Annotated in this window: 23 protein-coding genes and 1 pseudogene; 13 read left to right on the top strand and 11 right to left on the bottom strand. The window is 44.5% G+C overall.

Annotated elements, in window-relative coordinates:
* Positions 1–11: 11 nt before the first annotated feature.
* A complete protein-coding gene (locus QUB04_RS00920) occupies positions 12–1,373 on the bottom strand; it encodes a calcium-binding protein (protein WP_333280037.1) in 1,362 nt (453 codons plus the stop codon).
* Positions 1,374–1,507: 134 nt separating this feature from the next.
* On the opposite strand from QUB04_RS00920, the gene QUB04_RS00915 reads away from it, so the two are divergent.
* From QUB04_RS00915 to QUB04_RS00900, 4 genes are all read left to right on the top strand, one after another.
* Entirely contained in the window at positions 1,508–1,711 is a 204-nt protein-coding gene (locus tag QUB04_RS00915) for a hypothetical protein (RefSeq protein WP_333144596.1), read from the top strand.
* Between the two features lie 4 nt (positions 1,712–1,715).
* Positions 1,716–2,252: a GNAT family N-acetyltransferase gene (locus QUB04_RS00910; protein ID WP_333280035.1), complete on the top strand. Its 537-nt coding sequence runs from the start codon at positions 1,716–1,718 to the stop codon at positions 2,250–2,252.
* 466 nt (positions 2,253–2,718) lie between these two features.
* Positions 2,719–3,465, top strand: coding sequence for a HEAT repeat domain-containing protein (locus tag QUB04_RS00905; protein ID WP_333280033.1), 747 nt, complete (start codon positions 2,719–2,721; stop codon positions 3,463–3,465).
* Positions 3,466–3,502: 37 nt separating this feature from the next.
* Entirely contained in the window at positions 3,503–4,417 is a 915-nt protein-coding gene (locus QUB04_RS00900; RefSeq protein WP_333280031.1) for an Rpn family recombination-promoting nuclease/putative transposase, read from the top strand.
* A gap of 111 nt (positions 4,418–4,528) precedes the next feature.
* On the opposite strand, the gene QUB04_RS00895 is transcribed toward QUB04_RS00900, so the two are convergent.
* From QUB04_RS00895 to QUB04_RS00855, 9 genes are all read right to left on the bottom strand, one after another.
* Positions 4,529–5,302: a class II aldolase/adducin family protein gene (locus QUB04_RS00895; RefSeq protein WP_333280029.1), complete on the bottom strand. Its 774-nt coding sequence runs from the start codon at positions 5,300–5,302 to the stop codon at positions 4,529–4,531.
* A gap of 62 nt (positions 5,303–5,364) precedes the next feature.
* Positions 5,365–6,036 (bottom strand): hypothetical protein, encoded by a 672-nt coding sequence (locus QUB04_RS00890; protein ID WP_333280026.1) that lies wholly within the window; start codon positions 6,034–6,036, stop codon positions 5,365–5,367.
* 173 nt (positions 6,037–6,209) lie between these two features.
* Positions 6,210–7,475, bottom strand: a complete 1,266-nt coding sequence (locus QUB04_RS00885; RefSeq protein WP_333280024.1) for an NAD(P)/FAD-dependent oxidoreductase — start codon at positions 7,473–7,475, stop codon at positions 6,210–6,212.
* A gap of 24 nt (positions 7,476–7,499) precedes the next feature.
* Complete coding sequence (gene rd, locus QUB04_RS00880; RefSeq protein ID WP_333106888.1) at positions 7,500–7,658, bottom strand: rubredoxin; 159 nt, start codon at positions 7,656–7,658, stop codon at positions 7,500–7,502.
* Between the two features lie 266 nt (positions 7,659–7,924).
* A complete protein-coding gene (locus QUB04_RS00875; RefSeq protein WP_333280022.1) occupies positions 7,925–8,692 on the bottom strand; it encodes a ChaB family protein in 768 nt (255 codons plus the stop codon).
* Complete coding sequence (locus tag QUB04_RS00870) at positions 8,689–8,859, bottom strand: hypothetical protein (RefSeq protein ID WP_333280020.1); 171 nt, start codon at positions 8,857–8,859, stop codon at positions 8,689–8,691. Before QUB04_RS00870 ends, QUB04_RS00875 begins: the two co-directional genes overlap by 4 nt.
* A gap of 166 nt (positions 8,860–9,025) precedes the next feature.
* Positions 9,026–11,266 (bottom strand): Piwi domain-containing protein, encoded by a 2,241-nt coding sequence (locus QUB04_RS00865; protein WP_333280018.1) that lies wholly within the window; start codon positions 11,264–11,266, stop codon positions 9,026–9,028.
* Entirely contained in the window at positions 11,263–12,084 is an 822-nt protein-coding gene (locus tag QUB04_RS00860) for a PD-(D/E)XK nuclease family protein (protein WP_333280016.1), read from the bottom strand. Before QUB04_RS00860 ends, QUB04_RS00865 begins: the two co-directional genes overlap by 4 nt.
* A 35-nt stretch (positions 12,085–12,119) precedes the next feature.
* Positions 12,120–12,710, bottom strand: coding sequence for a methylmalonic aciduria and homocystinuria type D protein (locus tag QUB04_RS00855; RefSeq protein WP_333280014.1), 591 nt, complete (start codon positions 12,708–12,710; stop codon positions 12,120–12,122).
* Positions 12,711–12,822: 112 nt separating this feature from the next.
* Between QUB04_RS00855 and QUB04_RS00850 the strand changes: the two genes are divergently transcribed.
* From QUB04_RS00850 to QUB04_RS00815, 8 genes are all read left to right on the top strand, one after another.
* Complete coding sequence (locus QUB04_RS00850) at positions 12,823–13,191, top strand: helix-turn-helix domain-containing protein (protein WP_106149692.1); 369 nt, start codon at positions 12,823–12,825, stop codon at positions 13,189–13,191.
* Entirely contained in the window at positions 13,188–13,886 is a 699-nt protein-coding gene (locus QUB04_RS00845; protein ID WP_333280010.1) for an ImmA/IrrE family metallo-endopeptidase, read from the top strand. Before QUB04_RS00850 ends, QUB04_RS00845 begins: the two co-directional genes overlap by 4 nt.
* A 47-nt stretch (positions 13,887–13,933) precedes the next feature.
* Positions 13,934–17,278, top strand: a complete 3,345-nt coding sequence (locus QUB04_RS00840) for a DEAD/DEAH box helicase (RefSeq protein ID WP_333280008.1) — start codon at positions 13,934–13,936, stop codon at positions 17,276–17,278.
* Between the two features lie 21 nt (positions 17,279–17,299).
* Positions 17,300–18,088 carry a hypothetical protein gene (locus QUB04_RS00835; protein ID WP_333280006.1) on the top strand — a complete coding sequence of 263 codons (789 nt, stop codon included), beginning with the start codon at positions 17,300–17,302 and terminating at the stop codon, positions 18,086–18,088.
* A gap of 187 nt (positions 18,089–18,275) precedes the next feature.
* Positions 18,276–18,965: a polysaccharide deacetylase family protein gene (locus QUB04_RS00830; protein ID WP_333280004.1), complete on the top strand. Its 690-nt coding sequence runs from the start codon at positions 18,276–18,278 to the stop codon at positions 18,963–18,965.
* Between the two features lie 4 nt (positions 18,966–18,969).
* On the top strand, positions 18,970–19,956 hold the full coding sequence (locus QUB04_RS00825; RefSeq protein WP_333280003.1) for a DUF6263 family protein: 987 nt from the start codon (positions 18,970–18,972) through the stop codon (positions 19,954–19,956).
* A 162-nt stretch (positions 19,957–20,118) separates the two neighbouring features.
* Positions 20,119–21,600, top strand: a complete 1,482-nt coding sequence (locus tag QUB04_RS00820) for an S-layer homology domain-containing protein (RefSeq protein ID WP_333280002.1) — start codon at positions 20,119–20,121, stop codon at positions 21,598–21,600.
* Positions 21,601–22,010: 410 nt separating this feature from the next.
* Positions 22,011–22,685: an acetoacetate decarboxylase family protein gene (locus QUB04_RS00815; protein WP_333280000.1), complete on the top strand. Its 675-nt coding sequence runs from the start codon at positions 22,011–22,013 to the stop codon at positions 22,683–22,685.
* Positions 22,686–22,910: 225 nt separating this feature from the next.
* On the opposite strand, the gene QUB04_RS00810 is transcribed toward QUB04_RS00815, so the two are convergent.
* Positions 22,911–23,390 (bottom strand): orange carotenoid protein N-terminal domain-containing protein, encoded by a 480-nt coding sequence (locus QUB04_RS00810; RefSeq protein WP_333279998.1) that lies wholly within the window; start codon positions 23,388–23,390, stop codon positions 22,911–22,913.
* A 288-nt stretch (positions 23,391–23,678) separates the two neighbouring features.
* Between QUB04_RS00810 and QUB04_RS00805 the strand changes: the two are divergent.
* Positions 23,679–23,816: pseudogene (locus QUB04_RS00805) on the top strand (Uma2 family endonuclease); the annotation flags it as partial.
* Positions 23,817–23,824: the final 8 nt, after the last annotated feature.

The following is a 23,824-nucleotide window of genomic DNA, read 5'->3' as shown; positions in this document are numbered from 1 at the left end:
TCGCCCTAAAGCTATACAAAATCTACCCGCGTAAGATCGCTGGCAACTACGCCTCTGAGAGTAGCAAGAATTTCCCCAGTAACGGGGATAGTAATTAAAGCTCCGTCACCACCTTGGGTTACTCTAATTTGAGGAAAAGTTAGACCCCGCGACAGTGTAATTAAATCTTCACTGTCTTGAAAATCTAAAATCACATCTCCTCCGCCGCCGGATTCCAATACAAAGCGATCGCGCCCCGCACCACCAATTAAAAAATCGTTGCCAAACTCGCCGGAAATCAAATCGTTTCCGTCGCCACCCTCGAAATAATCGTTATCTCTGCCGCCGTACAAGAAATCGTCGCCATCACCACCGGTGATGCTGTCATTACCTCGATTGCCTCTGAGAGTATCGTTACCGCCGTTGCCGATAACTGTATCCTCTCCAGGGCCCCCCGTAGCAGTATTGTTGCGAGCGTCGCCTGATAAATAATTGGGTTGTAAGGGAGCTAAACCGTATTGCATTTCTCTGATCAACTGCACAAAAGAAAATTCTGGTGCTGTTCTCACACTCTCTGCACCGCCTCTGCTTCTGATCGCTACTGACACATTGGGCAGGGCTAAATTCATGGCAGCGATAAACTCGTTAAAATCTGAATCGTTGTTATAAGTAAATTCGGGACTGTTTAATTGTTCTACGGAAATTTGCCTCTGCAAAAAACCCACGGGCGGAGTAGTTAACAAATTTTCAGTTCGATGTTTTGCCAAAACAGTTAAGGGATTAATACTCGGATCAGTAAAACTTTGGATAAATACTTTACCTGGGATAAATGCTTCGCCAAACAAGCTGACTACATCTCCGCTGACAATGTAGTGAGTGACATTTTTGTTGCCTGCCCTGCTGAGATTTCTCCGAAAAGTGTTGAATGTACTCGCTGATACTCCCGGAGAGTTGAAAGTAAAGATATCGCCGGTCAGAGATGTGTATTCGGTTGCTACAATTTGAGCGACTGCTCCGCCCCAACTGTGTCCGATGACATCGGGCAATAATTTGTTGGGGTTTTTACCAGTATTTTGACCGATTTCTGTGAGCCAATTTTGGATATTATCTTTGTTCTTTTCAAATTCAGGTACACCAATGTCCCGCGAGTCGGAAAAGATAGCGTCGCCGTCGATGAAGTCTGTACCTTTAAATACGAGGGCGGGCGGGTTTTCGGGATTGGATGATCCGAACCCGATCGCATAAAAGTTTGTTTCTGGGTCGTCGAATATGCGATCGATATAGTAGCCATTAGTATCCAGGAAACTCGAAACTTCATTTTGCTCGCTCGGCTTTTGATTCAAAAAAACAATTGATTTAGCCAGAGCTTCATAAACAGCAGGCGAGGCAGCCATAATATTATATTTTGTGTTTGTTGGTATTTGCGATCGCTCTCTTCTTGAGCTAAGTGTCCAATCAACCATTATAGCTGACAAGATTTGTATGGTACACTTGATAATATCAACTCAAGAATAAAGTTTTTGCGGTTATGGGTATCATTCGTCAATACATTGCTCCATTTATAGCGGTATTAGTATTTTTCGCGGCTCTGGTAGCAGTCAGCGCTCGCATCTTTTTGCCTGGTGACATGGCTGCCCCCGCACCGATTGAGGAAGCGATCCCCCAAAAGCAAGCGGCAGTAGTGAATCCAATTTTCTTGGGGCTAAATTATTCAGCTTTCCGTGTCCGCTGAGCTGATGTCTGCTCAACTAATACCGGGCTACCGGCTGCGCTCAGGATCGGGACTCGATCGGGCAAAACTGGTAAAGTTTATGCACCGGACTTACCAAGAGCTTTACCCTGATGGGGAATTGGGACATTTGGCTCAAACTGTCGAGCAGTATTTTTCTAACCAGACGCCGGTTTGGTGGGTAGAGTGCCAGAAAAACACCCAGGAAGAGGCAGAAATGTTGCCCGCGCTTCCCTCGCAGTATCTCAATCCCCAATCTCAGGCGCAAAATCTCCAATCGGTTGTCGGATGTTTGTGGTTGGGAAATGCGATCGACCAAACCACCGGAGAACGCTATGCTCACATTTTTTTGCTGTACGTAGCACCGGAACATCGCCGTCTAGGAGTGGGTGCAGCTTTAGTTATTCATGCTGAAAATTGGGCACGGGAAAGGGGCGATCGGCAAATTGGTTTGCAAGTATTTCTGAGCAATCAGCCTGCGGTGAATCTCTATCAAAAATTAGGCTATCAAACTCATTCCCTCTCAATGCTCAAGTCTCTTTGAAATATAAATTCTACTGGTTTGGAATCAGGGCTAAAGTCCTGATTCATCCCAATTAGGAGGACTTCAGTCCTCACTACCAACTTAAGTAACAGCAGAGATATTCGTTTGTAGTAAGGATTTTAGTCCTGATTCATCCAAATTATGACGACTGAAGTCCTCACTACAAACTTAGGTGACAGCAATTATGAGGACTGAAGTCCTCGCTACCAACTTAGGTGACAGCAGAGGTATTTGTTTGTAGTAAGTCCTATGTTGCACCCTTCTCAATTAGCCTTTTAGGAACAGGCAAGATGCCTGTTCCACAAGAAAATTTATCTGTTGTGGAACAGGCATCTTGCCTGTTGCTGACAATGGTGCAATATCTCAGTAGTAAGGTACTGCGCGTGCACCCTACAATTATTGACTGCTGACTGCTGACTGCTGACTGAGTTGCTTAGGAGCATCCTCTGTGCGGTAAAGTTTTTTTATGAACAATAACGACTACTCCAACGCCCTTGATACTGACACGGAACTGGAAAGCCCTTTGGAGCAAATTTATGACTCCGAACCCCCGCTGCCAGATCCCGAGGAAATGCTGCCAATGCTTGCATCCCCGGAACCTCAGCACCGGATGATTGCGGCGCGGGCTTTTTGCGAAGTGCAGGACGATCGAGCAATTTCGCATTTAATTAATTTATTGAGAGACGGTTGCCCCTTGGTGCGGGTGAGCGCGGCTTATGCTTTGGGGCGAAATCCGAGCCCCGATGCTGTGGAACCGCTGATTCTTCAGCTTAACTGCGACTGGAACGGTTACGTTCGCAAAGGGGTAGTTTGGGCATTGGGAAATTGCAGGGACCACCGCGCTTTGCCATCTTTAATTGATGCTCTGAAAACAGATATTTCGGCGGTGCGTTTGTGGGCGGCGAGTTCTCTGGGTCAAATGGCAAAAGTTGGTTACTATGTGGTGATTGCGGCGATTCCACCGTTGATTCAAGCGCTGCGGGGAGATCCTGTATCTGCTGTGCGGAGCAACTGCGCTTGGGCGATCGGGCAACTGGCACGCGAATTGCCGAATAATATAGTGTACGCTGGGGCGATCGACGGTTTGATTGAAGCTTTAGAAGAAGATGAAGACATGGGCGTGCGGGAAGATGCTAAATCTTCGCTCTTGCGAGTCGGCGACCCGCGCGGATTGCAGATAATTGAAGATTTAGAAATGGAAGGACTTTTGTGATTTAAGCGCCCCCATTACCAATTACCCACTATTAATTATGCCTTTCATCAGTGCTAAAACAGATTTTGGTTTCAAAAAAATTTTTGGTTCGCCCCAGAGCAAAGACATTTTGATTAGCTTCCTCAATGCGATGCTCTATGACGCGCAGCCAACCATTGAAGACTTAGAAATTATTGACCCTTACGCCGCGCCGAGTGTTACTGGATTAAAAGACACTTACCTGGATGTTAAAGCCAAAATTACAGGCAACAAAACTGTGATTATCGAAATGCAGGTAATAAATGTAGAAGCTTTTACTAAACGGGTAGTGTACAATGCCGCCAAAACCTACGCAACTCAACTCAGACCCAGGGAAGGATACTCTAAATTAAATCCTCTGATTGCTTTAACAATTACAGATTTTATTCTCTTTGAAAACACAGAAAAATTTCTCACCCATTTTGTCTTTAAAGAACTCGAAGAAAACTTCGAGTATTATAACAGAGAAATCGAATTAGTGTTTGTCGAACTTCCCAAGTTTAACAAAGAACTAGAACAAATCGAAAACCTAATTCAAAGCTGGATTTATTTTATCAAAAATGCTCCCCTATTCGATGAAATTCCGGAAAAATTTGCATCAATGCCAGAAATTCAAACAGCTTTTTCCATCGCCAGCAGAACTAATTTAACCCTTAAGGAATTAGAGGAATTGGAAAAGCGGGAAATGTTTTTTGAAGACCAACGCGGTGCTGTTATTAAGGGGATGCAAGAAGGTCGCCAAGAAGGCATAATTGAGGGGCAAACAGCATTAATCTTGCGTCAAGTCGCGCGGCGCACTGGCGAAATCCCACCAGAAATTAAAACTCGCATCCAGCAGTTATCTCTCGAACAATTAGAGGATTTAGGAGAAGTCTTGTTAGATTTTACCAGTCAACAGGATTTGATAGCTTGGCTGGAATCCGTGTCAGCATGAATTTATAACTTTTGCACTCCTGATACTAAATCCGGCTTTAATACCCCCTTCATTCTTTATTCGCCGCAGGCGGACGGTGTTTATGTAGTAGCGGTTTCAACCGCCTAGTTCCTAATCTAATAAGTCAGGTTCCCGACGCACTATCATGTCATAAAGCGGTTGAAAGCTAAACCATCCCATGCGGTGAGACCCTACTTGCTGCTGTGTTAAACGCGCACATTCTGGCTTGATGAGAATGGGTTTTCCCGCAGCTTCGGCCATTAACTGCGCTTGACAAGAACGTTCCATTGCAATAAACCACCAAGCGGCTTCATCTACTGTTTGACCTACTGTTAACAGTCCGTGATTTTGTAAAATAATAGCTTTTTTCTCACCTAAAGTTTTGGCGATGCGTTTAGCTTCTTCGATTTCCAAAACAACTCCGGTGTAATCGTCAAATAAACTTTGGTCTTCATAAAAAGAACAAGCATCTTGCGTCAGCGGGTCAAGCAGGCGGCCCAAACTCGACCAACTTTTGCCGTAGGGAGAATGAGCGTGGGCTGCTGCGATTACGTCGGGGCGGGCGCTGTGCACTTGGGAATGAATGGCAAATGCTGCTTCGTTTACGGGTTTATTTCCTTCAACAACTTCGCCTTTGTGGTTGACTAAAATTAGGTCGCTGACTCGAATTAAACCAAAGTGCATTCCAAAAGAATTGACCCAGAAATGGTCGAGGTGTTCGGGGTCGCGAACGGTGATATGTCCGGCCACTCCTTCGCTGAATCCGAAGCGGGCAAATAATCGGAATGCGGCGGCTAAACGTTGTTTCCGGTGGCGGCGTTCTTCTTCAATTGAGTTGAATGTTGGGGGTTGAAAAGTGACTTTGGGGATTTTTATTGCAACCATATATTTTATTTTGTAATGGGGAATGGGTAATTGCTAATTGTGGGGCAGGCATCTTGCCTGCCCTACTGACTGGCGACTTCACTAAGGCGCAAACCTGCGATGTTTTTGCAGTCAAAGGTGGCGTTGTTGCCGAGGCGACGTTCTATTAATTCGATGATTTGTCCGGCGGGGTTTTGCAGAAACCACTGGGTTAATGAGCCGTAGTCTAGAGGGCGCTCTGATAGCGGTTTAAAGTTTTTATTTTGCCATATTTTAGCAGCATTCTGCACGTTTTCGACTCGAAGCGCGACGTGGTGAACTGCTTCTAATCCTCTTTCTTGCTGAAAGCGGTTTTTTTGGTCGCCGGCTGCGTGGGGCGCATCTAATACTACTAAGCCGCCCGCTGGCATTAATAAAGTCATTAAATGCAGCCACAAATCGGAGGGAACATTGATATTTTGCGAACAAAAGTTAATTGGGAACAAGTCTGGGCCTTCGACAATTTTGGCACCGAAGGGGCGGAAAGATGCGGCGTATTTTTCGAGTTCGGTTCGGCTGGGAAATGTGATGACAAAGTGGTCGATCGCAACTTGTTCGTCGTACAGGTGTGTTTCAAACGTCCAGGTTGTTAAAAATTCGGGAGTGATAAATTTGGGGTTGAATTCCAGCAAGCCATTTTTTTCGATGAAAGGTGAGTCAAAATGGCCCTCAAGGTTGCGATCGAACTTTAGGGTTTGTAGATTCAAATTTTTCATGTATCTCACCCGATGTTGAAGGACGCAAAACTGCGAATTTTGTCTACAAGCTGAATTTGACACACATTTGGTGCGCCTTCAGTCAAAAATAACACAAAATTTAATACAGGCAAGCCGATCGCCCGATCGCAACTCCCAAACCTTTACAAAGCAAGTATTCCCCAATCTAAAATCTAAAATCTACAATCGGATGGTTTGCCGATCGCGTTTCCGGCCAACCACGCCGTAGTCCAGGCACTTTGGAAGTTGAAACCGCCCGTCACCCCGTCGATATCCAAGATTTCCCCAGCAAAGAAAAGTCCGGGACAGCGGCGGCTTTCCATTGTCTTAAAATCGACTTCTTTGAGGTTGACACCGCCGCAGGTGACGAATTCTTCTTTAAATGCGCCTTTTCCGGCAATCTGATATTCGCCTTGAACGAGTTCTTGCAGGAGGCGATCGAGGATTTTATTCGATAAGTCGGCCCAGCGTTTTTGCTCATCAATGCCGATCGAACTTGTCAAGCGTTCCCAGAGGCGGCGCGGCACCGGAAACGGACAGCTAGAAACTATCAATCGGTGCGACAACTGCGACTTAACCGCTAGCAGTTGCTGCCGCAAAACTTCCGCATTGTACTGGGGAAGCCAATTAATCAGCACAGAGGTTTTATAATGGCGATCGTGCAAAAATCTCGCACCCCAAGCCGAAAGTTTTAGTACAGCAGGCCCGCTTAAACCCCAGTGAGTAATTAGCAAAGGCCCGCTTTGTTCTAATTTAGCTCCCGGCAATTTCACCTTAGCATTAGGAACCGAAATTCCGGCTAAATCTTTGATTCTGCTGTCGGAAATATTAAAAGTAAATAGAGAAGGAACGGGCAGTTCTACAGTATTACCTAACTCTTTTGCCCACTTATAACCCAATGGATTGCTGCCTGTAGCGAGAAGAAGGCGATCGCACTTAAATATCTCCCCCGATTTCAACTCAATTTCAAACCTAGGGGCGGTGTCCCCGTGTTCGACCTCTGCGGTATTGGCCGTTAATTTCTTTACGGAAACGACTGCATCACCAGTGCGAATTTTTACGCCTGCATCCTCAGCAGCCCCAATCAAACAGTTAACAATTGTCCCCGAATCGTCTGTGATGGGAAACATTCGCCCGTCTTCTTCTGTTTTCAACTTCACACCGTGACCTGCAAACCATTCTACAGTATCGCGGGGTTGAAACCGAGTAAAAGCACCGCGCAGAGCTTTCCCTCCTCTGGGGTAACTCTGCACTAAAACACCGGGGTCAAAACAAGCGTGAGTAACGTTGCAGCGCCCGCCGCCAGAGATGCGAACTTTTGCCAGCAGTTGCCGGCCAGCTTCTAGTAAAGTGACGCGGGCCTGGGGGTAGGTTTTGGCACAGGTAATTGCACTAAAAAAACCAGCAGCACCGCCGCCGATGACTGTAATTTTGAGCATTCGATCGGACAAATTATTTCTCGCTTATTCTGGTTCAAAATCGGATTTTGCCGCCCCGCAAGTGGGACAAACCCAATCGTCGGGGATATCTTCAAAGGCAGTACCGGGATCTATGCCTCCGTCGGGGTCGCCTACTTCTGGATCGTAGACGTAATTGCAAACTGTACAAACGTATTTTTGCATTTGCTTAACTCAATTTTATATTGTAAGCTTATAGATTGTACTTGACAACGCAACCTAGTGCAATACCAATTTCCCAACGTAATGCGACTTTCGGCCATTCCCAAATTATTAAAAATTAAATTTTGCACAATTATAAAATCTAAAATCTAATTAAGTCTTGCACAATTATAAAATCTAAAATCTAAAATCTAAAATCGTCAAAGCCTCCAGAACCGCAGTTCTAGAGGCTTGATTGTATTTTTTATTAGTTTACTGCGAGGGGAAGACTAGACTTTCGCTAAAGGCTTAGTCCAAACGCCGCTTTCATCTTCTTCGTATTGCTGGTGAATCGCGTCCCAAGCAGTGTGTTCCGCTTGTATCGAGTCGTTGCTTTCGTCAAATGCGGCGTTGTAGGATTCCATAAAGGTTTTTTGAGCTGCTTCCGACAGGTGCGATCGCACTTCTGGAGATAAGTCTGCCGGACTATTGCAGCGACCTTTGACGGCGCGCGGCAGCGTCATTTCGCTAACTGAAACTTCTTCGCCGCCGGCACTTTCTAGCAAGAGTTGAAATTCGCCCGATCGGTCGGCCGGAACTTCTGCCATCACTAGAAATTCGCCTGCTTCAACGCGAGTTTGATAGATAGTTGCTTTCTCTTCCGGCATTCCCACAGCGACTAAAGCGGAAACTAGACCCGCACCGGCCGAACCTGCGATCGCGCCGCTAGCTGCACCCAACAGTACCGCACCCAGCGGGCCCGCCGAGACTACTGCACCGACAAAGGGAATAAACAGCACGCCGACGCCTGTTAGCAAACCCAAAAAAGAACCGAATAAGGAACCAAAAATTGCCCCGCTTCGCAGACCGCCTAATATCACATCTTTTTTAGTAATAAAGCCGGCAATTTTAGTTTTAGATTGAAAGTTTTTTCCCATTACTGAGATGTGGTCGCGGGAAACTCCGCGATCGAGCAAGCGCCGAATTACGCCGTCTAATTGTTCTTCTTCCTTAAATACGGCTGAAACTGTGCGTTCGGCTAAATATTCCTCGGTCATTGTTCCTCCTTGATGGTTGGTAGATTACTTGTGCTGGTTTTCAGTATAGGAAGACACTGTAGGGCGATCGCATCGACCGCGAGATAGAGGTCGATGCGATCGGATATAGTTTGAGGCTCTATCAAAAGAGTTAAATAGTTGTGCAAGCTGCTATATTTGCCTCGCATTTTGCTTTTATTTAGCTCGAATATAAGCACCCATAAACTCCAATTGATTTATCATTTCTTCCGCTGAGTTCGCAGCAATCAATCTCACAATTACTTGCATTTGCTCCCCCACTGAGTAACAATATCTTTGCGCAAGAATGATTCCGGCATGATTTCTCTAGCCTTCCTAGAGCCAAAATTGGCGATCGCCCTCAAGCACCCCAGGATAAATGCCCTGTAATCGGCGATAAGCAATGCGGTCAGAGCCAAAAAGTGGTATGGGCAAACGTGGCTCATTCAGCGAGCCATGATGCAGCAAAGTAAGTTTTAGGGTTGTTTCTACCACACTTTCAATTGACACTTGCTGTCCTGGATATGGAATAACATTCAAACGAAGTGGCAGAGGTAAACCCATACTTTCCGACTTGACTTCAGTAGTCACTAAAATCCCCTCCCAATCAGATATGCGCAACGCTAAACCTTGTGTCGGCGCTCCTACAAATTGTTGATTTAAGTTGTACATTCGGGGAATACCAGACTTGTAACACTCCACCAGAATAAACTTAGAACTAATTGCATTAGCTCGTTCCCGTAAATGTTTGACTTCTTCTCCACAAAAACGCCCATCTCGGTAAATTAAAACAGTTTTATTTCTCAGGTCAGCCGCTGGCAAAAAGCTCTCTAGAATGCGTTGTGGTATTTCTTCTCCTTCAATCAGAGCATCTTCTAGCCGATAGCGAATAAACTCCCCTTGCTTGCCATATAGACGCACGCTCGCACAAGCATTCATGGTCCCCGCTCCCTTTTTTTTGGAACCTCTGGAGATATCTAAACCGATAAAATAATCCGCAATCTCTAAGGGTTCAGCCAGAATAAAAGGTAAATTTCCCAATTTAGCTAAGGCTCCTGGAATCACCTGATTGAGAAGATAGTTAGCTTGGACATTTCTCAAGGTATCTTCATAAATCATTTGGCTAGCAATTCCGCGTCGGAGCAACCGCGAGTAAACCCAAGAATAGAGACTGCCCCCTTCTTTGTCGTCAGCGTGGCGATCACTACTCGGTAAAAACGTCAAGACAATATCAGGTTGCCTCACCATTAAATCGTCAACGGCTTCTTCAACTTTAGCTCTAGCTTCAGCACCTCTTAAACTCTCTACAGATAATTCCTTTTTGTTCTCTTCAGGAAGAATACTTTCAAACCCATAGCGTTTTAGCCGTTTCTGAACTTCACTTAGAAAGAAACCCACCTTAAAATTGCAAAGTTTTAGAGCGGCAACACGAATAGGTCTTGATGGATCGAGGTAATCTTCATGACGGCGATAGACACCGCCTTTAGATAAACCCGTGAGAATTTGACTTTGGATGCCAGTATAATTTTTCCTAAACAGTAGTTTGGTGTGTTCGACCTTGACTTTGGGTTCCCAGAATAAGTTAGGATAATCGCGGCTGTTAATACTGCGCTCTAGCTGAAAGCCATAATTAGATAGAGCCTGTCCTGCTTCTTTTTTGTACAAAACTAAGAGGTCTTTTCGGTCTTTGTAGGAAACTTTAGTTGCTTTGAGTAATTCTCCGTAGTCTACCTCGAATCGCTTAGCAGTTTCTGGCGTGATGCAAGGACGCAGAGCGGCCATAGCATAGTGAAAAGGCCTTGCATCTTTGCCAAATTGAACAGCAACAACTGGTTGCTCATGTGGTGCATCTTTAAGTGCTTGTTTGCTGATTGCGCCAGTTGCTTCCTTGAGGAGTTGATCTCGGTGTTCTTCAATCGTTCCCACAATGCCAGTTATTCTAGCAAAACTATTTTTTTCAATGTCTCGAACTTTTAACCCAATCAAAAGATTTTTTGGATCTTGCCGATAGGGATGATTCTCGTAGAACTGAGCTAAATCGCCATTGAATAGGATACGGCTGTGAATTGTTAAAGTTAAAGCAGGCTGTGGAACTCCTTGCAAGTCAATAGTTTCTTCCCAAAAGTCAACCTCACGCCTAACCTGAACCTGATTTTCAGATAGAACGCTATTAGATGAGAAGGGACGAGTGATTTTTAAGACTCGAACAGCTAACTGAGCAACGATGGAAGCTGTTACCTCCGGTTCCCGTACCCATTGAATTGAGTAGTAGCCATCGCCAATATCTTTTTTCAACTCCTCCAGGATTTCTGCCAGTTTCTTTCGCCATTCATCTTGGCTTGGCATTGGTTGATTAGGTTTAGCCAAGACCCAGAAATATTTATGTTGCCAGATAACAACAACATCAGGAAACTTCTGACTAAAACGCCAACTCAATCGGTTGCCTATTTCCTGACCGACTTCAGGAGTTACTCGAAAGCCGATTAAATTGAGTTGAGAAATCCTCAGAGGGAAAATCTCGCTCAAAAATGTTGGTAATGGCGCAGCTTGAGTGGGAAATTGAACAGCAACAGTCATGCAGCTACCTCGCAAATGGAAAATTGACAAATTGAATTGAACGAACAGAACGAACACATTACACCAGGATTGGGCGGGAAAATTTGGCTGAACTCAGCAGTTTTATTGCGGTAACTGCTCAAATCTTTCTGATGCCTTTTAGCTATCAGCGTTAGTTCTATCTGGAAGCATTTTAGTGTCTCGGATGTTGCAGAGATTTGCGGCGACCATTTTCCATTTTCTAAGTTATAGAAAATGGCAATAGTTTGCCGTTGCGGGTAGAGATAGCTAGCTGCTAGCAGATAAATATAACCCTGTCGCAGATCGAAGTCTGATTTACCCGTCTTGAAGTCCAAGATGTGCAGTGTGTCATCTGTGAGACTAAAAATGCAGTCAATTGCTGCATAAAATTTAAATAAATAATTACCCTCTCGAATCAAAATTGGTTCGGGATATCCCTCATCACCTCGGCTTAACTGGACGATATTTTTTCCGACAAGAATGGGATTGTCGCGGTAATTTTTCAGGATGGAAATGACTCGTTCCTGAATTTCCAATGATTTTTGGCTTAATTGCAGAATCTCTGCTGTTTGCTGCACACCGTCTAACTGGTGCAACAGATCGGTATTTTGATGAAATTCATAAACTCCTCTTTGTGCTAGCATCCCAATCTGTTGAGGAATGGTGTCTTGCTCCAAGAGTGCTTTAACTTGCGGTTCTTTGTTTCGCGCCTTGGCAAAACCCCGCTTCATATCGCAATGCAAGTGTTCTTGACCTATTGCTGGAGCAAATTGCAACCACAAGTTATAACTAGCAAACGGTAGCCAATTTTTTGCCATTGTTAAACTCCAACTGATACTTGTAATTTTTTGGGTTATTTCCAACTGTGTTGGACAGCTACTTTTTTCAGCACGTTTTTGATAACTTGTTCAGAAGCCGAAGACATCAAAATACCGGGGTAAACGGCACTGCCCCAACTGGGATGCTCCAAAATAGAACAACTATTGTGAACGATAGGGAAGCCTAACAAAGCTTTGACAACTGCGGTATCGTCGTGGGCGATTTCTCCGGGACGCGAGAGTTGGGGATAACCAGTACGGGGGTCAATCAGATCTGTTAGGAAACCGCGATCGCGCAGATTGCGTACTACGTCTGAGCCGAAGTTGATAAACCTTTCCCGCAACCTATCTTTCTCCCTCTCAATGTGGAGTGCAGTGTCCGTTAGAGGGTAGCGGGATTGCTGTAGTACCACAACCACTCGGCAAGTCGTCACGGGCAAAACCCAATCGGGAAAGACTCGCTCTAGGTTTTGGGCGATGAACTGACTGCACCGATGAACTGACATCTGAACAGCTTGTCCCGTTTCCGCAACCCTGTTGATTCGAGAGCCGCACTGGGATGTACCTAGCCTTGACAGCTCTACTTGATGTACCTCGTTCTCCGCAATCTTTCTTATATACACCATATGTAGTGCCTTGTTTGGGTTGATGTACAGCGTCAACCTTATTTAGATCCTAGCGCAGGTTGACGTTGAGCGTCAACCCCTACTATGATTGATAGGTAAGTAGGAAAAAACCGTGACTCAGACTTTTGGTAAGCGTATTCGTGAAGCTCGTCAGAATAAGGGATACAGTCAGCGCGATTTGGCTGCATTGGTAAAGGTAGATTACACCTACCTTTCCAAACTAGAGAACGATCGCGCTGAATATGCCCCAAAGGAGGAGGTGATTAAGTTGTTAGCGCATCACCTAGAGTTGGATGCGGAGGAACTAATCTACTTCGCTGGTCGGATCACCTCCGAAGATGCCAAAGTTGTTCAAGAACTGGCCAAAACCTACCAAAAACAGATGCCAGTTTTGCTCCGTCAAATGCGAGATAATCCTGAACTGACTCAAAAGTTTATTCGGGAAGCCACACAAGCAGAAAGCCAGGAGAAGCCAACTTGAGTGTAATTAAGCCCTATCGGTACTTGACCAAAAATGCAATTGAGAGTGAGGCTAATGAGCTTCTTTTGCAGATGCAGGGAACGCCTAATTCTCCTAAATGGCCCTTTGTGGCTGACCAGGCAGCTAATTATTTAAAATTGAGTGTGGTCTGGGATAGCTTACCTTCTCACAACAACAGACCCGTATTCGCGAGAATTTATCCCCAAACCCGTATAATAGAATTTAATGAAGATATCCCGGAACTCCAGCAAAACCGAGGACTGGAACAATCGACACTGGCACATGAAATTGGACACTGGATGCTTCATGTTAATCAAGATGAGGCTGATGGTTTTGTACAACAGCTAGAGTTATCTCTCTCTGATGAAACAGCAGAACAGCCATTCTTGTGCCGGAAAGTTACCGCACAACAGATTTCTCCAAATAGCGCTAACAAGCAGCTTGATTCAATTGAATGGCAAGCGCAATATTTTGCTAGTTGTCTGCTGATGCCGACCCATATCTTGGAAGAAAAACGAATAGGGCGCGATCTAACAAGAGAGTCCCACCTCGACGCAATGGCCCAAGATATTGGCGTCACAAAAGCTAATCTAAAACATCGTCTCAAAGATGTTGGGTGGATTTGCATTCCCAAGGGGTCTAAGCAAATTTATCTAGGTAATGGTGTACCCAATGGACAGATGAGGTTGTTTTAATAGCGAGCGTATCTCACCCACTTAACTACATAAGATTGGTGCTAACTATGAGTAATCAGTTGTTATGGCAACTTGTCTACCACTTGTCAGGACTTACACTTTTAGGCAGAACAGAGCAAGAACCATTGGGATCATTACCAATTCCAATACGGACGGCTGTTCTTAAAACTATTGGTCTGCACAATCCAGGAACCATTGAACTCACATTATTCAAAAAATCTCCTCTTGAGTTCGCCGAAGGAGAATATGAATGGGTAAATAGTTGGCACGATCAAAATAGTTACCTAGTTGACGCAATAGAAGAATCGCAAGATAGTTCTGTTTTCCCTTCGAGTCTGTTGCACCAGCTTCCCGATCGATACCCAACATATCAGAAAGTGGCTTTCACCTTACTCTGGAAAGCAGTACAAAGTGGAAAATCTCTTCTCAAAATAGCTGAATACCAGACGAATGTAGCAGCTTTGGCTTTAGCTGTACTGGATTCATTAGCCTTAATAGAACGGGTAGCAGAACTGTACGGATTACCCGTAGAGCTACCAGAAGTAGAGCTTTACTTGGTAGGTGCGGTTGATGAATTGGGCGTGACGCAATTACTGCACCATTACCGAGGGGCTGAACTTGGTGAATCAGCGAATCGTGTAGATTGTTGTCACACATCTGTGCGATTAATGCTAGCAACACATTTGCCAATCGACGTGGATTTTGTGTCATGTGCTAGGTCTTTAAATAATTACATCCCAGAAAATGCTTACACATTTAATGAACTAGAAAACTTTACTTCTCCTTTTCGAGCTTATGTTGAAAACGTGCTACCTCTGCACGCACATCCAGTGTTATTTGAGCGACCTACTCTCGACTATTTTGCGCGTCGTTATTTTCTGATTCGGGAATTAAAACCAGCGCAAGTAGAACTTATACAAAAGGCTTTACGCAACGAGTCAACAGTGGGGATTTTACCAACAGGCTTTGGTAAGTCTTTAATATTTCAACTATACGCTTTGTTGATTCCTCGCACTACCTTAGTAATCAGCCCTCTCCAGGCACTCATCCGCGACCAAGTACATAACTTAAATCGCCCTGGTCTTACCTGTGTAGATTCCATTATTTATACAGATTCAAATACAGCTAGGAAAACTAAACTTAGAAATTTTAAATCTGGTCGCTATCGGCTGCTATACATTTCACCTGAACGCTTGCAGATAGGCGAATTTTACGATGAGATAAAGGCTACGATGCAGCAAACCCCAGTTGGTGCTTTGGTTATTGATGAAGCTCACTGTGTGTCTGAGTGGGGACACGATTTTAGACCTGCATATCTGCAAATTGGGCGTTTGCAGCAAGCTTTAGAAGAAGCCTCCAGACGACCAGTACCGATTATTGCTCTGACTGCAACAGCCTCGGAACCAGTGCGTAAAGATATCTTGCGTGTCTTGGGGCTAACTTCAAATAGTGTAGTACAACTAGCAAGTAGCGATCGACCTAATCTCAGCCTTTCAGTACACTCTGTCAGCAAACCCGAAAATAAGCCAGAAAAACTAGCTTATCTACTGCAAACAATTGTTCCCCAGATACTCGGAATTCCTTTTGCAGAATTGATTCCAGAAGATGACAAAACTCGCCATGCTGGAATCATGTTCGGCATTTATGCGAATCCTCATGGTAAATCCACTATCCATGAGGGAGTACATTACATCAAAGACGAACTTACAAAACGAATCATTCCTAACACCAATTTAGTCCAAGTACACGCCAGCACTCAGCCAGAATACTGCCCAGAATGTGAATCTCCTTTTTTCATTAGATCCGATCAAATGGCTCGGTGTCGCTCCTGTCAAGCTTCCTTCACAGCCAGCAAAAGTAAGAAACCTCAAGACTGGAATAGCCAACTGCAAAAGCGCCAAGACGCTTTTCAAAACAATCAATTTCCTTTGTTAGTAGCCACCAAGGGATACGGTATGGGAATTGATAAACGCAATATCCGCTTTATCATTCACCATGCCTTTGCCAGCAGTCTTGAGGCATATTACCAGGAAGCAGGACGTGCAGGACGCGATGGACGACACTCTCACGTAGCTTTGATGTACTTACCGCCACATCAGGAATGCAAAGACAAGCATATTTACGCTGGTGAAATTGAGCCTCCCTGCGTTTCTAACGGTCGAAACTACATACGCCACGAGTGTCCTTATTACGAAGATCATTTGTGTGACTACGGACTGCAAGCCCATTTCATAAAGGATGACTACCGTGGCATAAAAAAAGACAGTGAGCGCGTTATCTCAGTCTATCAGAAAATTATATCGGGAGAACCTATTGGATTCAAAAATGATAAAGAGGATAAAAATTTGCAAATTCCACTTTACCGACTACAGCAGTTAGGAGTTGTCAAGGAATATTCCAAGCATTATTCTAAAGGTTTTAGTGGCGGGTACAAAATAGAGTTTGACCGTAACTGGTCTTTAGACCAAATAGCTAGTAACCTAAAGAAATTTTTAGTTCAGACAGGTACCAGCGAAAACTATGCTGAAGGACAGCTTAGTCGGATTGATAACACAGTCTTTAGCCCATACCATGAAAATTTACCACAGAGGAGATTAACCGAGGCTTTGCATATCCTTTTAGAGCGTATTTACGAAACTGTGCCTCGGATGCGCTACCAAATGCTTCTCAATGAACTAGATTATGCTACAAGCGATGAAGAAGGAACTTGTCGCCGGGTTGTCATCAGAGGTCTTTTTGATTCTATTGAACATCTAACCACTGAAAACTACCGATGTGGTTTCTGTGATGTCTGTACTCCAGATCTAAACTTTCAGGGAGACAAAGCTGCTGTTCCTCTACAGGATGCTCAAGTTGATGAGATTGCCGAAAAACTTCCCGTTTTATTAGAAGGGTTTGATACAAAAGCTCTGCTGGAAGTGTTGCGGCTTACTATAGAGCGTGGGGCAGTAGCAGGGCTGTTTGCTCGTGTTGCTAACCGCCTTGAGCGAGACTCTACTAGCTTGGCTGCATTCTTCTTGGCGGGTGCGTTAGCACGACAGCGCCCAGGACGGGAAACCCTAGCATTTGATTATCTAAAGCGTGGGTTTAATGAAGGAATTAAACAGGGGTTATCTCCCGAAAATATTCTACTTTTCTATGAAGAAGGTGTGCTTTTACAGCCTAAAGAAGCTTTTGAATGGCTAACTCAGGTTGGTGGATATTGGGATAGTGAGGAGGGATTAAAATTCTTGATTCAGGAAGCAGCTCAAAGGTTCGGTACTGATTCCACGCATTACCGCGTACTAATTGTGAGGTGGCTTCTTGGAAGGTTCAATGAAGTCAGTGATGATTGTGCTGCTTTCAAGCCAAGGATTGAGGTTATAAAAAATGGCTTTGAGCGACTGATTTAAATTATTATCTGAGGTAAAATCATGGCAGAATTTTTGGATAATTTAGAGCTAATGGAGAAAGAAATTGCCAAATATCGCAGTAAATTTCAAGAGTCTTCTGAGGTCTTGAATGATTTGGCTAAAGTTCAGATTAATTTTAATAATCTTGCACAAAAGTATCAGGAGTTACAAGAAGGATATCATCAACTCACAGAACATATAGATGAATCCCAAACAGTCTCATCTTTGTTACAAGCTGAGTCAAAGAGTTCCATAGAGCGAGTATTGCAAGCACAGAGAAGCTTTGAACAGCGCTTTTTAGAACTAGAAAATGCAACAAAGACAAGCACAACTCAAGCACGGGAAAGCTTGGCTCAACATTTTGCTAACTTCGAGAGCGCTGCTGATGACCGATGGGAGGAATTTTGCGATAGGTTTTCTGTCCGTTTAAACGAGCTGGAGCAACAAATTCAAGAGCTTAAAAAAGAATTTGCACAAAGTCTGAAAACTTTAGGAGCTAACGATTCAGCAATTAACGCTAGATTAGGCCACGTCGAGTCTGAAATGAACTCAATCAATCAAATTCAAGCAAGTACGGGGGAGCAATGTAAAGGTCTAGAAGAACGTCTGAGCCAAACAGAGCAGTCGCTTTCTAATTTAGAGCTGCATACAAGAAAAACTCGCCGATTAGTATATATAATGGCGGCAATAGGAAGCATATTAGTTTTATTTTTGGGAGGATTGCTATTTTTGTTCCAATCCCGGAATGTACAGCTCGATCGCCAAATCGAACAACCTCGGATTTTAAAGCCTGGTAAGTCAACCAAATAGCTAACTCCCATCACGATATTTATCGGGAAAAAATCCTAATTACTAACATGACTGGTTCCATATCAATACAACAATATCTAAACGGCAAGCTTGAGAAAAAGTAAATTTGACTTTTGTTAAACTTGAACTGCGCCAGAAGAAAGGCGCAGCTTCATTTCTACCCGATCGCACTAAACAACATTAATCAATGCCATTAGCACCCCTGTTTCCTGTAGTTCATCCCATCCTCAAATCGGCTTTTCCCAGATGTCTGTGGACTGGAGATATCAACAGCCGAGAGATTGCCCTCACGTTTGACGACGGGCCGCACCGTCAGCACACACCTCAACTGTTAAAAATTTTAGATAAATACGACATCAAAGCTAGTTTTTTCTGGCTAGGCTTTTGCGTGGACAGGCATCCAGAAACGGCTAAAGAAGTGTACGATCGCGGACACTGGATCGGTCTCCACGGCTATCAGCATATATCGTTTCCCAAACTCAAAACCCACGAACTCAAACAAAGTTTAGAAGACACGCAAAAAGCAATTGCCAAAGCTTGCGATTTAGATCCAAAATTAATCCTGGACGTGCGGCCACCCAACGGCATTTTTACGCCGCGAACATTAGAGTTATTGCAACAGTGGGAATATCGCCCTGTAATGTGGAGTGTTGTCCCGGAAGATTGGGTGCGACCGGGGGTGAGGAAAGTTATTAGTCGCATCGTGCAGCAAACAGAAAACGGCTCAATTATTGTACTGCACGACGGCTATTGCGGTGGCGAAGATGTGGCAGCTTCGGCTGATAAAATAATTCCATTGCTTTTGTATAAAGGTTACAAATTCGTGACAGTCGATCGCCTGTGGGAACAGGCTAACATTCAAATACCAGGAAATTAAGTTAATGAAAAAAAGACAGTTTATTGCATCTCTTTGTTTGGTAAGTGCCGGATGGGCGATCGAGCTTTCTCCTGCTTCCCTGAGTGCGGAAACTCCACTTGTAGTGCAGCAGCCAGACCGTGGCGTATCCGCGCCTGCCCCCAACTCGAAAACCCCGCAAGTGGAACTGCTAAATCCGGGAGTGGAACCACGACAGCAACTGCGTTTAAAACCAGCTATCGATGTCAAACAAACAACTGTTATGACCGTAAAAATGGATATGGAAATATCCGCATCCGGTCGGTCTTCGCCTGGGGCTAAAATTCCAGTATCGGTGATGACTTTCGAGACAAAAGTCACTAAGATTGATCCCAACGGCGATATTCACTACGAGTTTGCTTATACTAACTCAGATATCGTCGGCGATACTGGAAATATGCCGCCAGCAGTCCGAGATGCCATGCGTTCCGCACTCAAAAGCATGGTGGGAGTGAAAGGCTCTTTCATCATGGACAATCGCGGTTTTCATAAAGGAGGTAACTTTATTTTGCCCGAAAAAGCTGACAACAACCTCAAACAAATGGTTGGACAAATGTCTAAATCTATAGAGCAACTTGCCTCGCCGCTGCCCGCAGAAGCAGTCGGAAAAGGAGCCAAATGGCGCGTTTCTTCTTCTTCTGATTTGAGTGGCATGAATTTGAATAACATTTATACCTATGAATTGGCGAGCTGGCAAGATGGAGTTGCCTCTCTGAATGTAAGTATAGAGCAGCAAGCAAACCCTCAAAATATTACCTCTCCCCAATTGCCTGCTGGAACTACCTTAACCCTAAAATCTTTTAGTTCTCAGGGTGGGGGATCAACCACAATGCGCTTGGATAGATTAATTCCTTTTCGCTCTACTGTGTCTGTTAGTTCAAATAGCGAAATGAGTGGTAAAAATGCGGGCAGTTCTCAAGAATTAACAATCACAACAAAAATGGTGATGGAGATGACTTTAGAGTCGAAGTAAGCTTTCTTATACCAACTGGAAAAAGTAGGGACACGGCAATGCCGTGTCCCTGGTCGCAGCTAAATTTTTAATAAATGGTATTAAATCGGGCTAATATACTGGATATTATGTAAATTTTCCGAAACTTTCGATCGCCAATTTGCAAGTAAAGGACTCTGTTCTATGATTCGATCGCACAAAAGTCAAGCTGTAATTGCTTTTGTCGTAGCTTTAGGGATAATCATCGGGAATTTAGTGTTTCCGGGCCTGAATGTAGCGCCGGCATTTGCTGAAGCCAAATTTCAGGATGTTAAAGACCATTGGGCTCAAGCTTGCATTGAGGAGTTAGCAGAGAAAAAAATTATCAGCGGCTACTACGAAGACGGCACTTTTCGGCCGAATCGCCCAGTCAGCCGCGCTGAGTTTGCAGCGATGGTTCGCATGGCTTTTCCCGATGCCAAAACCGTCCGCGCTCCGATCGACTTTGCAGATATTCCTACAAATTACTGGGGTTTTAAAGCAATTCGAGAAGCTTATCAGACGGGTTTTATGTCCGGTTACAGCGGCAGTATTTTTAACCCGACTTTGAATGTTACTCGCTGGCAGGTTTTGGTAGCTTTAACCAGCGGCTTGAAGTATTCCCCTACGGGGCCAGCGGCTGAGATTTTGGATGCGACTTTTGAAGATGCGCGGGACATTCCCGAACTGGCCAGAAGTGCGATCGCCGCCGCCACAGAAAAACAACTTGTGGTCAATTATCCGGCTGTTAAACAGCTAGAACCTACTCGGAATGCTACTCGCGCCGAAGTAGCAAGTTTTTTCTGTCAGGCGATCGCCAAACCCGGCCAAACTGCCTTAATTCCTTCGGAATATATCGCCCAAGTTCCGCCCAATATCGGCCCGCCGAGAACAACAGAAACCTCGGAATCGGGGAAAGTTAGGGCGGAAGTTTCTTTCGTAAAAGAAGCAGAAAATGCTAAAAATCTCCGCATCAGAATTATCCGCGACGGTAAAAGTTTATTAGAAGAACCCGTGCTGATTCCGACTCGTTCTCTAGTAGATAACCCCGACAAAAGAGCCAGCGAAGAAGTATCGGAAGGACGTTTGTTATCGCTGCGAATACGTGATTTGGATGGGGACAAGGAACCGGAAGTGCTAGCAGATTTAGTGTCAATCAAAAGCGGCGTCCGCTGCTGCAATTATTCGTTTATTTACCGCTACGACTCGGCGGCTAAAAAATACACTCATATCAAGCATTTCTGGGGCAATGTGAGTTACGAAATTGTCGATTTTGGCAAAAATGATATCCCAGAGTTTAAGAGTCAGGACGGGCGATTTGCGGAGGCTTTTACAAATTATGCTGATTCTCGCTTCCCGCTGCAAGTTTGGGAGTACCGCCAAGGTAAAATGCAAGATGTTAGCAAACAGTATCCGGTGGAAGTATACACGAATTCTGCAGAGCTTTGGCTGGAATCTAACAAGCGTCTGAGTGAAGATGGGGAGGTGAAGGGGGTGTTGGCGGCTTTCATGGCGAACAAGTATGTCATGGGCCAGGATGCGGAAGGTTGGCAGTTGTTGGAGAAAGTTTATCAAGGACGCGATCGCACTCAATTCTTTGGGAAGTTGCGGGAGTTTTTGGTAAGTACGGGTTATGCTAGTAAGTAGATTGGCAGGTTTTTAACCGCAGATTAAAGCGGATTAACGCTGATAATATCTGTAGGGGCGGGTTTTACGAATAATATCTAATTCCGAGTAACAATATTACTAAACCCGCCCCCATACAACAGATAAGCCAAGTCAACTATTCATCAAATTTACCGTCACATATTAATTTGTTTAAATAAAGTAAATTACTACTCACATCTTGCCCCATTCTCCAGAACAGGCTTTTCGGCCTGTTCCACAAAGAGTGAATTTTCTTGTGGAACAGGCCGAAAAGCCTGTTCATAAAAAGCTTATTGAGAATAGTGCAACATCTCAGTTACTAACAACTTGTGAACAAATACCAAAAATTGTTGCTTTGTGAAGCGCCAAGCTAAAATAAGTATAAAATATCAGACATTAAATCACTTAAAATGGTATATCCATCTGCACCTTGGAATCTGCAAGGTTATGCTGTTGGGACTTTACAATTGGTAGATGTGGCACGAGTGCGCCCCTTGGTTCCCTCTGAGTTAGAAATTGTCTCTTTATTGCCGGGAAAAACCCTAGGCGGCATTTATATATCCTCCTATGGGTTGGGTTCGGTGATGGAGTACAATGAGTTAATTGTAGTTAGCGCGATCGCCAATTATGCAGGAAAATGGGGCGCTTGGATTTCCCATATTTACGTAGACAATCCTAACTCGGTAGCCGGCGGGCGCGAAATTTGGGGACTTCCTAAAGAATTAGCTCAATTTAGTTGGGAAGGTAGCGATTCGGTAAAAGCAGCACCGCTAGGCTACCGCGTCACAGTTCGCCAAGGAAACCGTCAACTGTGCAGCCTCAATTACAGCCAGCAAAGCTTAGCCTTACCGATGCCTTTTAGCGGAAATGTTTTCAGCGCTGACCGCAGCAATTTGCTGTTGTTTAAAGGAGGATTAGAGTCTCGCATCGGTTTGATTAAAGGCGAATTAGAAGTGGCAGAAGAAAGTCCTTTTGCCAGTTTAAACTTAGGTCAGCCCTTGCTAACAGTTGCCTGCGAAGATATGCGTTTAAAAGTCGCTGCGCCGGAAGTTGTGGGAAACAGAGCCGTTGAATTCAGTTATTAGCTGTAAAGTGCGGATATTTGCCGTAAACCTAAAAAAACACAACAGCCAGAAACCCGGTTTCTTGAAGAAGCCGGGTTTCTGGCGCGGCGTATTAGTTTGAGCTACTTACTAATCTTTTTGAGGACTTACGCATCAAAGGGCTAAAAACCCGGTTTCTTCCTAGATGCCTGGTTGCTGCACCCAATATTCTCGGATAAACGGGGTTTTTTTTCGTAAGTCCTATTTTTAAATGCCAGCGCCTGGAGCGGCTTCAGCACCCATTTCTAAAACTGTACCGCGAAGGAAATCAATTTGCTGCTGAAAGTCCATCCCCTGAACTTTTCCTAATAAAGCTTTTCCTGCGTCAGGAAGTTGATAGTCTGGAGGCACAGGAATAATAGTTCCTTCGTCCATTCCTACTGCTAGGAAATACCAAAAAGCCAGCTTGGTTTCTGGGCTCATCGAACCGTACATCCGGCTGATTTCAGTATTGGCTTTTGAGGCAATGTCGCGCATTACTTGTAGTTGTGCTTCGTGGGGCAGCGGCTTGACTTGCTCGAACAAACCCTGAGCGATTTCGGAACCGGAAGCACCGGGAGCCGCTGGCGTTATTGACTTGCCCATTTCGGTGTAAACAAACCACAGCACACCTAATTGGTCGTCTACACTCAAGCTCTGAATATCTGCTTTTCCTTGGTCGTAAGCACCGGCAGTAGTAAATGTCATTCAAGCCTCCAAAATAATATGTATTGCTCAGTTTTCTTATTTGTGAGAAAACTTTTGTTTGCTACTTAAGTTAAAGTACCTAATAAATAGTGAGGCTAGAATCTTGCTTAAGACAGAGATGATCCCGGACATAAGTTCGGGGAGTAAATTCACCAAAATTGGGAAAATTTGCAACCAAAGGATGAGGCAAATTTGACACGATTGTTGTTAGCGGAGTTCATGATTAGCATTGTTTAGCCGATCGACGATCGCCTATAATCGCAACATACCTGTATTGAGGTGGCTGTTATGTCGATCGCAACTGCAAAACGCTTCACCCTAGCGGAATATCACCGCCTGACAGAACTGGGGTTCTTTAGTGAGGACGATCGAGTTGAGTTAATCAAGGGAGAACTTGTCAACATGGCTGCTAAAAGTACCGCCCACTTTGAATT

The sequence above is a fragment of the Microcoleus sp. D2_18a_B4 genome (genome assembly GCF_036702475.1).
GTDB lineage: Bacteria > Cyanobacteriota > Cyanobacteriia > Cyanobacteriales > Microcoleaceae > Microcoleus.
The sequence above is the reverse complement of the archived record's forward strand: the minus strand, read 5'-3'. Positions and strand labels throughout refer to the sequence as shown.

Bases quoted from the DNA above. Each gene is read 5' to 3' on its own strand.
- QUB04_RS00890 (WP_333280026.1), bottom strand. From the start codon at position 6,036: ATGAAAAATTTGAATCTACAAACCCTAAAGTTCGATCGCAACCTTGAG.
- QUB04_RS00825 (WP_333280003.1), top strand. From the start codon at position 18,970: ATGAAAAAAAGACAGTTTATTGCATCTCTTTGTTTGGTAAGTGCCGGA.
- QUB04_RS00885 (WP_333280024.1), bottom strand. From the start codon at position 7,475: ATGCTCAAAATTACAGTCATCGGCGGCGGTGCTGCTGGTTTTTTTAGT.
- QUB04_RS00915 (WP_333144596.1), top strand. From the start codon at position 1,508: ATGGGTATCATTCGTCAATACATTGCTCCATTTATAGCGGTATTAGTA.
- QUB04_RS00815 (WP_333280000.1), top strand. From the start codon at position 22,011: ATGGTATATCCATCTGCACCTTGGAATCTGCAAGGTTATGCTGTTGGG.
- QUB04_RS00865 (WP_333280018.1), bottom strand. From the start codon at position 11,266: ATGACTGTTGCTGTTCAATTTCCCACTCAAGCTGCGCCATTACCAACA.
- QUB04_RS00870 (WP_333280020.1), bottom strand. From the start codon at position 8,859: ATGCGAGGCAAATATAGCAGCTTGCACAACTATTTAACTCTTTTGATA.
- QUB04_RS00860 (WP_333280016.1), bottom strand. From the start codon at position 12,084: ATGGCAAAAAATTGGCTACCGTTTGCTAGTTATAACTTGTGGTTGCAA.
- rd (WP_333106888.1), bottom strand. From the start codon at position 7,658: ATGCAAAAATACGTTTGTACAGTTTGCAATTACGTCTACGATCCAGAA.
- QUB04_RS00905 (WP_333280033.1), top strand. From the start codon at position 2,719: ATGAACAATAACGACTACTCCAACGCCCTTGATACTGACACGGAACTG.
- QUB04_RS00910 (WP_333280035.1), top strand. From the start codon at position 1,716: ATGTCTGCTCAACTAATACCGGGCTACCGGCTGCGCTCAGGATCGGGA.
- QUB04_RS00820 (WP_333280002.1), top strand. From the start codon at position 20,119: ATGATTCGATCGCACAAAAGTCAAGCTGTAATTGCTTTTGTCGTAGCT.
- QUB04_RS00920 (WP_333280037.1), bottom strand. From the start codon at position 1,373: ATGGCTGCCTCGCCTGCTGTTTATGAAGCTCTGGCTAAATCAATTGTT.
- QUB04_RS00855 (WP_333280014.1), bottom strand. From the start codon at position 12,710: ATGGTGTATATAAGAAAGATTGCGGAGAACGAGGTACATCAAGTAGAG.
- QUB04_RS00835 (WP_333280006.1), top strand. From the start codon at position 17,300: ATGGCAGAATTTTTGGATAATTTAGAGCTAATGGAGAAAGAAATTGCC.
- QUB04_RS00900 (WP_333280031.1), top strand. From the start codon at position 3,503: ATGCCTTTCATCAGTGCTAAAACAGATTTTGGTTTCAAAAAAATTTTT.
- QUB04_RS00875 (WP_333280022.1), bottom strand. From the start codon at position 8,692: ATGACCGAGGAATATTTAGCCGAACGCACAGTTTCAGCCGTATTTAAG.
- QUB04_RS00895 (WP_333280029.1), bottom strand. From the start codon at position 5,302: ATGGTTGCAATAAAAATCCCCAAAGTCACTTTTCAACCCCCAACATTC.
- QUB04_RS00830 (WP_333280004.1), top strand. From the start codon at position 18,276: ATGCCATTAGCACCCCTGTTTCCTGTAGTTCATCCCATCCTCAAATCG.
- QUB04_RS00840 (WP_333280008.1), top strand. From the start codon at position 13,934: ATGAGTAATCAGTTGTTATGGCAACTTGTCTACCACTTGTCAGGACTT.
- QUB04_RS00810 (WP_333279998.1), bottom strand. From the start codon at position 23,390: ATGACATTTACTACTGCCGGTGCTTACGACCAAGGAAAAGCAGATATT.